The organism is Mesorhizobium sp. M7A.F.Ca.CA.001.08.2.1, from assembly GCF_003998455.1.
GTDB lineage: Bacteria > Pseudomonadota > Alphaproteobacteria > Rhizobiales > Rhizobiaceae > Mesorhizobium > Mesorhizobium ciceri.
On sequence record NZ_RZPW01000308.1, the window covers coordinates 1 to 6751 of the forward strand.

Below are 6751 nucleotides of genomic sequence, written 5' to 3' on the forward strand. Positions count from 1 at the left end.
CCCCAATACCCAGGCAGGTTTTACCTTACTTAGGGGAAGAAATGCAACGTCCGCTGCCGGCAGCCCGCTGTTTGTCACGTTTCATCGATGACTATTTCTGGGCCGAATGCGGCCGGGAAGACGCAACCGAGCAGGTTCTAACGCGACTGGCGCGGAAAATCTGTCAGCAAGGCCGTTGGTCCGTGCACCGGGCTCCCGTGATCGGCTGATAGACAGCGCTCCACCTCCGCGCTATCTGATTTCCGGGATGAGCATGGCTTGGAGGGGGCGTGGTGGAAATAGTCTCTGGAACCGTTCTGCGGCTGGCCGAGGATGCCTCGGTGCAGCATGTGGGCGATGGCGCAGTCGTGCTTTTGGCGCGCAGCGGCCAGCTCTATACATGCAACGGCACGACCGAAGCCTTTCTCGACAAGGTGGACGGCGCGCGCAACCTCGACCAGATCGTCGACCTGCTTTGCGAGGAGTTCGAGGTCGACAAGGGGACGCTCGATCAGGACATGGCGGCACTGGCCACGGATCTGATCTCGGAAGGTATCCTCGCCGCGCCAGGTGCTTGATGGCTGACGGCCCGCTCCTGCGCGCTCTTTTTCGCTGCCATCTCTGGGCGAGCGCGCGGCTGATGCCGGTCCTTGTCACCAACCGGAGCTTCGAGGAGGTGCTCAGATGGGCGCCGCTCGCCTCGTCGACGCCCTATCGCGGTCTGCCGTCCGCCTACATCGTCGCGAGCGTCAACCGCACGGTCCGCCATCCCTGGCTGATGCGTGACCGCAGGTGCTTGAGGGAAGGTCTGCTCGGTCATCGTTTCCTGCGACTAGCCGGCTTCGATCCGGACCTGCGCTTCGGCGTCGAACCGCAGTCGATGCAAGCGCAGCGTCTATCGGCGCATTGCTGGGTCTGCCTCGACGGCAAGCCGGTGGTCAGCGACAAGCTTCCCGGCATGGTCGAGATCTATCGTCATCATGCCGATGCCGTAAAGGCGCGTCCCGCTTGACCAGACCTTCAGCCTGCTATGGCCTCAACGGCCTGATCCTTGGCATATCGGCCGAGCGCTCCGAGCTGTGGCAGGATTTCGACCGGATGCTGGGCAGCCTGCGCATAGGGGAACCCGTCGCGCCGGACTTTCGTCTTGAGATCACCGAAACAGACACGCTGGACGAGACACCCAATGGATCCCTGGTCTTCGATGGCGAGGTGCCGGAGGATGGTCCCTGCCGGATGATCGAGGATGGCGGCATTGTCCATCTGATCTTTCCCGGGCGCCAAATCGTTGCGATCAATGGTGGGGAAGGTTGGGCCGAACTCCGGATTAGCACCGGTACGAAAGCCGCCTGGACGCCGTCGATGTTGGTTCTGGATGCCGCGCTCGACGCCGGTGGCCAGCATATGCTGCATACGGCCGGGCTGACCTTGCCTGACCGCGATGCGGTGGTGCTGATCCACGCCCCGAGCGGCACCGGCAAGACCACGACGTCGCTGGCGCTGGCAACACAGGGCTTTGGCCTCTGCTCCGACGACGCCATGATCCTGAATGTCGCTTCGGGCAAGGTCGTGGCATGGGGCTTGCCGCGCGCCGTCAAAATCCACCAGAAGACTGCCGAAATGATCCCGCAGGTGGCGCCATGCCTTGGCCAGACCTGGGATCGCAACGGCGAACAGCCGGTCTCGTTAGAACGGTTGGGGGCTATCATCCGGGTGGAAAACGCATCCGCCCGGCCGGTGGCGGCGCTTCTGCACCTGGCGCGTTCCGCCGACGGCCAGACCCGGCTCGTCGCCATGGCCAGGACCGACGCGATGGTGACACTGGCAGTCGACAATGTCCGCACCGGCATGACCGGGCTGCTGCCGATGCAGAAGCGCAGGTTGGCGACCATCGCCGGGCTGGTCAATGCGGTGCCGACCTTCCAGCTCGAAGTAGGCGCGCGCCCCGCTGACGCGGCGGCGCTGATCCGCGGCACCCTGGATTGACGTCAAGTCAGGCTACTTGCGGCCTGGCCTTGGCCAATCTCTGGATCCACCGGAAGGCGTCGCGGCGCAGGCGCGAGCCCAGTCTGTCCCTGGAATTGACGCCAAGCAGCGTATTCGTTGTGATCAGCCGCCTGGCCAGCCGTATGGAGAGATCGGGCTTGATGCGGCCGGCGAGTTCGAGCGCGCGGCTCTCGTCGAACAGCTGGCCGGTCACATTGAGCACGATTGCCAACTCCAGTTCGATGCCGGTCATACGGGCAGCGTCGAACAGGCGTGCTTCCGCTTCGGGTGATTGCAGCGCCCGCACCCCTTGCAGCACGTCCACGCAAAGCTGCAATCGGTGGAATTTGTGGCCGCCCGCGGCGTGCACGATGGCGATCGTTAGAAGAGCCGCCGGCGTGTCCGTGGCTTCGCCGTCGATGGCGCGCAATTCAGGGAAACCCAGCGACAGGCGCCGCCGCATGCCGGTGTCATGCACGAGGTCGCCATGCAGTTCGACCAGCAGGCTGGAATTCTCTTTTTCCAGCCATTTGAATTCCTGCAATTCGTAGGATTCGGCCTCGTTGCTGCCAAGCTCGAAGCCGCATGCCGCGATCACCTGGTTTGCCCTGGCCAGATTGGCGGGTTCGACCAGGATGTCGATGTCGGTGAAGGGCCTGTCGGCGACGTTGCGGTAGAGCTTTCGCGCGAAGACGGGTCCCTTGACGATCCGCGCCGGAATATTGTCCGCCGCCAGTCCCTTCATGATGCGGTCCCCATGATACTTCAACAGCATCGACTGGCCGGTGGCGATCGTTGCCTTCTGGCGCAGATCCTCCAGCTTGCCGTGCAGGTCGGCATCCGCTGGCAGCCGCGCGTCCCCGCTGAGCTTGCGCAACATGATCGGCAGCACGCCGTGAAACTCGGCATTGTCGAGCAGCGCCGTCAGCGTCTTTGCCGACAAATCTTCGCCGCCTGCCGCCGCCTCGGGGTCAGCGAAGCGCAGCAAGAGTCTTTCTTCGGCGGAAGTAAGCGGTGGCAGCATCAACCCAGCTAGCATTGCGAGCAAGTCAGGAATGGTTGCAGAAAAGCCTAATGTAAGCCAGCTTTTACATGCCCCAGCGCAGCGCCGCAGTGTGTACCGGCGCGTCCCAGAATGCGGTCGTCTCGTCGTCGAGCATGGTCAGCGTGATCGAGCAGCCGGCCATATCGAGCGAGGTGACGTAGGAGCCGACCAGCGAACGGGTCACCGTCACGCCATGCTTCTCGAAGATTAGCCGTGCGCTGTTGTACATCAGATAGAGTTCCATCAGCGGCGTGCCGCCGAAGCCGTTGACGAACAGCAGCGCCGGGCCTTTCGCTTTGTCGCCGAGATCGCCGAGGATCGCGGCGCAAATCTCCTGCGCGATCGCATCGGCGCTTTTCAGCGCATCGCGCCGGCGGCCGGGCTCGCCATGGATGCCGACGCCGAACTCCATCTCGCCGTCGCCGATATCGAAAGTCGGCTTGCCCGCCGCCGGCACGGTGCAACTGGTCAGCGCCACGCCCATCGAGCGGGTAGCAGCGTTGACGCGGTCGCCAAGCGCCTTCAGCGACGCCAGAGCCAGGCCGTGTTCGGCCGCCGCGCCGACGATCTTCTCCACCACCAGCGTGCCGGCGACGCCACGCCGGCCCGTCGTATAGGAAGAATTCTCGACCGCGACATCGTCATTGGTCACGATCTGCTGGACGCCTTCCGACATTTCGGCCGCCATCTCGAAATTCATGACGTCGCCCTCATAGTTCTTGACGATGAACAGGCAGCCGGCGCCGGTGTCGACGGCCTCTGCCGCCGCCAGCATCTGGTCCGGTGTCGGCGAGGTGAATACCTGGCCGGGGCAGGCGGCGTCCAGCATGCCGTGACCGACAAAGCCGCTATGCAGCGGCTCGTGACCGGAACCGCCGCCGGAGATCAGCGCCACCTTGCCCGGCCGCAAGGTCTTTCGGCGGATGAATTTGTGCTCGTCGCCGAGCACGAGGATGTCGGCATGGGCGGCGACGAAGCCGTCGAGGCTTTCGGTCAGCACCGTGTCCACCGAATTGATAAACTTCTTCACGGCCGTCTCCTCCCGAAATAGGCCAGATAGCAAGTGATCAGCCACTCTTGCCGGTGATGCTGGTGATCTTTTGGATAAAATCGTTCACCGCCTTATCGAGCGCGGCGTTCTGCTTGTCGTCGCCGAAATCCGGCACGATCAGCGAGACATGCCGCGTCTTGCGCATGCCTGATGCGATCGACATCTTGCCTGGATGCGCCTGGTGATAGGCGGCGAGAAACTGGTCGCGCTCGGCCGGGCTGAAATGGCAGACGGAAAATATAGCCGGCAAATGTTTTGACGGAATCGGGATCGAATAGGCAGGACTGGAAATCTGCGTGACGAAGCTGCGGTGCTTGCCGAGCGCATCGGCCAGGCGCTGGCGCATACCGGACGGGCGCTGGTCGATAACCTGCGACAGGATCGTCTTGTAGGCGCGGATCGCCTCTTCGGAACCGGGTTCGGGTGTCCTGTCGACCATGCCGGCCGCGCCTAGACAGAAACGTCCGCGATGGCCGCCTTGGCCATGGCGAGTTGCGCCGGCGCGACGGAAAGATCGCGCAGGCCGGCCTCGATCAGTGACGGGATCGAGGCTGGATCGCCGGCTGCATCGCCGCACAGGCTGACCGGGATCTCTTCCCGCTGGCCAAACGCGGTCACGGCAGCGATCAGCCGCAGCACGGCCGGATGACGGACCGAATTGAGATGCGCCACGGCAGCGTTGTCGCGGGCGGCCGCCATGACATACTGGGTGAGATCATTGGAGCCGATCGAGAAGAAGGCGGCATCGGTAAAGGCTTCCGGTACGATCGCCACCGACGGCACTTCGACCATGATGCCGAGCGGCGGCATGTTGTGTGCGACGCCGCGTGCGGCAAGTGCAGTCTGCTCTTCGGCGAACATCGCCGCTGCCTGTCGGTATTCCTCCACAATGGCGATCATAGGGAACATCACTTTCAGGCTGCCATGGACAGCGGCGCGCAGCAGCGCCCGGATCTGTACACGAAACACCTCGGGTCTTGCCAGCGACAGCCTGATCCCGCGCAGGCCGAGAAACGGATTGCTCTCCTCGATCGTAAAGCCGGGCACCGGCTTGTCGCCGCCGGCGTCAACGGTGCGGATCGTCACCGGTTTTTCACCGGCCCACTCCAGCACCTTGCGATAGGCGCGATACTGCGTCTCCTCATCCGGCAGCGTCTTGCCGAACAGGAATTCGGTGCGCATCAACCCGACTCCGTCGCAGGTCGTAATGTCGATGAGGTCGACATCGGACGGGTCGGCGATGTTGACCTGCACGCGCACCGCCGTGCCGGCCTTGGTCACCGCCGGTCGCGCCAGGAACGTCCCGGCCCGGTCGCTGCGCGCCCGGAATGATGAGGACGATTGGCGAAAAGCAGCGATTTCAGTCTTGGAGGGTGACAACACAATGCCGCCATGTTCGGCGTCGAGCAGCGCTGTGCCGGTTAGACGAGCCAGCGAAGTGCCCAACCCGACAACCATCGGCACGCCGCGTGAACGCGCCAGCATGGCGACGTGGCTGGCGGTGCTGCCCGCCTTCAGTGCGATGCCGCCGCCGCTGCTCCAGTCGGTTTCGAGAAAACGCGTCGGCGCGATATCCCAGCCGTAGAGGATGGCGCCGGTTGGCGCCTGGACGTCGCCATCCTCGGACAGCGCCCGCAGCACCTGGTCCCTGATATCGCGTATGTCGGCGGCCCGTGCGCGGAAATAATCCTGGTCTGAAGCGTCGTAGCCGGCAATCTCGGTATCAAGCGCTTGCCGCCAGGCTTTGTCGGCTGGCAGGCCGGTGCGGATCGCGGCAAAGGCCGGGCTGCTCAGCGCATCGTCTTGCAGCATGGCGATCTGAAACTCGAGAATGTCGGCGGCATCGCCCTCGGCCATCTCGCTCAATGCCGTGAGACGGCTTGTCGCGACGGCGATTGCGGCTTCGAGCGCGGCCTTCTCGTCGTCGGCTGTTTCTTTGCCGACATAGGATACGACAGTCTGGTCGAGGTCGAACAGTGGCCCCTCGGCATAGCCGGCCGAGGCCGAAATGCCTTGCAGTCTAAGCGGTTCGGACATGGTCCGCGCCTTCGTCGAAATCGCGCCGCACCAGTTCGACCAACGCGTCGACGGCATCATTGGCGCCGTCACCGCTGGCCCTGATGTGCAGCACGGTGCCCTTCGGCGCCTTGGCCGCCATCACCTTGACGATGCTCTTGGCGTCGAACCATGGCCCGTTGGCGGCGAGCGCGATCTCCACCTCGGCGGCAAAACTCTTGGCCAGCTTGGTGAACTTCACCGAAGGACGCGCGTGCAGACCCACCTCGTGGGTGATCACAACGGTCGCTTCGGCGGATGCGGACATGTCTTTCAAAATTCCCGTTCGTTCACGACGGCGACAATTCATGTGCCGTCGCCACCACTTCCCGCAGCGAGGCGCCGCCGGAGGCCTCGGTCGCTGCCATCACCGCGCCTTCGACGATCGGCGCGTTGCAGACGATGATCTTGTGCGACCGTGGCTCGCCGATCATCTCCACCGCCATTTCCGAGTTGGTCTCGGCGCCGCCGAGATCGACCAGGATGGCGACACCGGCTTCCGACCAGGCCTTGTCGATGGCGCCCATGATCGCCTCGACATTGGTGCCGAGCCCGCCATGGCCGTTTCCGCCGCACCATGCAAGCGGCACTTCGTCGCCCACCATCTGCCGCACCATGTCGGCCGTGCCCTCGGC

At 64.0% G+C, this 6751-nt stretch carries 9 protein-coding genes; 3 read left to right on the top strand and 6 right to left on the bottom strand.

Annotated elements, in window-relative coordinates; genetic code table 11:
- Positions 1–269: 269 nt before the first annotated feature.
- Genes EN914_RS18730 through EN914_RS18740 form a run of 3 tightly spaced genes read left to right on the top strand, consistent with a single transcriptional unit; the run spans position 270 to position 1965 of the window.
- Positions 270–557 (top strand): PqqD family protein, encoded by a 288-nt coding sequence (locus EN914_RS18730; RefSeq protein ID WP_032898709.1) that lies wholly within the window; start codon positions 270–272, stop codon positions 555–557.
- The gene (locus EN914_RS18735) at positions 557–991 is read left to right on the top strand and encodes a lasso peptide biosynthesis B2 protein (RefSeq protein ID WP_024501821.1); all 435 of its coding nucleotides are present in this window, start codon (positions 557–559) and stop codon (positions 989–991) included. The genes EN914_RS18730 and EN914_RS18735 overlap by 1 nt, the downstream gene beginning before the upstream one ends.
- Entirely contained in the window at positions 988–1965 is a 978-nt protein-coding gene (locus tag EN914_RS18740) for a serine kinase (RefSeq protein ID WP_024501820.1), read from the top strand. The genes EN914_RS18735 and EN914_RS18740 overlap by 4 nt, the downstream gene beginning before the upstream one ends.
- A gap of 7 nt (positions 1966–1972) precedes the next feature.
- Here EN914_RS18740 and EN914_RS18745 read toward each other — a convergent pair whose 3' ends face one another.
- The 6 genes from EN914_RS18745 to dhaM form a co-directional block, all read right to left on the bottom strand.
- Entirely contained in the window at positions 1973–2989 is a 1017-nt protein-coding gene (locus EN914_RS18745; protein WP_024501819.1) for a nucleotidyltransferase family protein, read from the bottom strand.
- Between the two features lie 64 nt (positions 2990–3053).
- Positions 3054–4040 carry a dihydroxyacetone kinase subunit DhaK gene (gene dhaK / locus EN914_RS18750; protein WP_024501818.1) on the bottom strand — a complete coding sequence of 329 codons (987 nt, stop codon included), beginning with the start codon at positions 4038–4040 and terminating at the stop codon, positions 3054–3056.
- A 37-nt stretch (positions 4041–4077) separates the two neighbouring features.
- Positions 4078–4500, bottom strand: coding sequence for a hypothetical protein (locus EN914_RS18755; protein WP_013528088.1), 423 nt, complete (start codon positions 4498–4500; stop codon positions 4078–4080).
- Positions 4501–4511: 11 nt separating this feature from the next.
- On the bottom strand, positions 4512–6098 hold the full coding sequence (gene ptsP / locus EN914_RS18760; RefSeq protein ID WP_024501817.1) for a phosphoenolpyruvate--protein phosphotransferase: 1587 nt from the start codon (positions 6096–6098) through the stop codon (positions 4512–4514).
- Entirely contained in the window at positions 6082–6384 is a 303-nt protein-coding gene (locus EN914_RS18765; protein ID WP_013528086.1) for an HPr family phosphocarrier protein, read from the bottom strand. Before EN914_RS18765 ends, ptsP begins: the two co-directional genes overlap by 17 nt.
- 22 nt (positions 6385–6406) lie before the next feature.
- A partial coding sequence (dhaM, locus tag EN914_RS18770; RefSeq protein WP_127389199.1) for a dihydroxyacetone kinase phosphoryl donor subunit DhaM occupies positions 6407–6751 on the bottom strand: 345 nt, incomplete at its 5' end.

Bases quoted from the DNA above. Each gene is read 5' to 3' on its own strand.
- EN914_RS18735 (WP_024501821.1), top strand. From the start codon at position 557: ATGGCTGACGGCCCGCTCCTGCGCGCTCTTTTTCGCTGCCATCTCTGG.
- EN914_RS18745 (WP_024501819.1), bottom strand. From the start codon at position 2,989: ATGCTGCCACCGCTTACTTCCGCCGAAGAAAGACTCTTGCTGCGCTTC.
- EN914_RS18755 (WP_013528088.1), bottom strand. From the start codon at position 4,500: ATGGTCGACAGGACACCCGAACCCGGTTCCGAAGAGGCGATCCGCGCC.
- ptsP (WP_024501817.1), bottom strand. From the start codon at position 6,098: ATGTCCGAACCGCTTAGACTGCAAGGCATTTCGGCCTCGGCCGGCTAT.
- EN914_RS18765 (WP_013528086.1), bottom strand. From the start codon at position 6,384: ATGTCCGCATCCGCCGAAGCGACCGTTGTGATCACCCACGAGGTGGGT.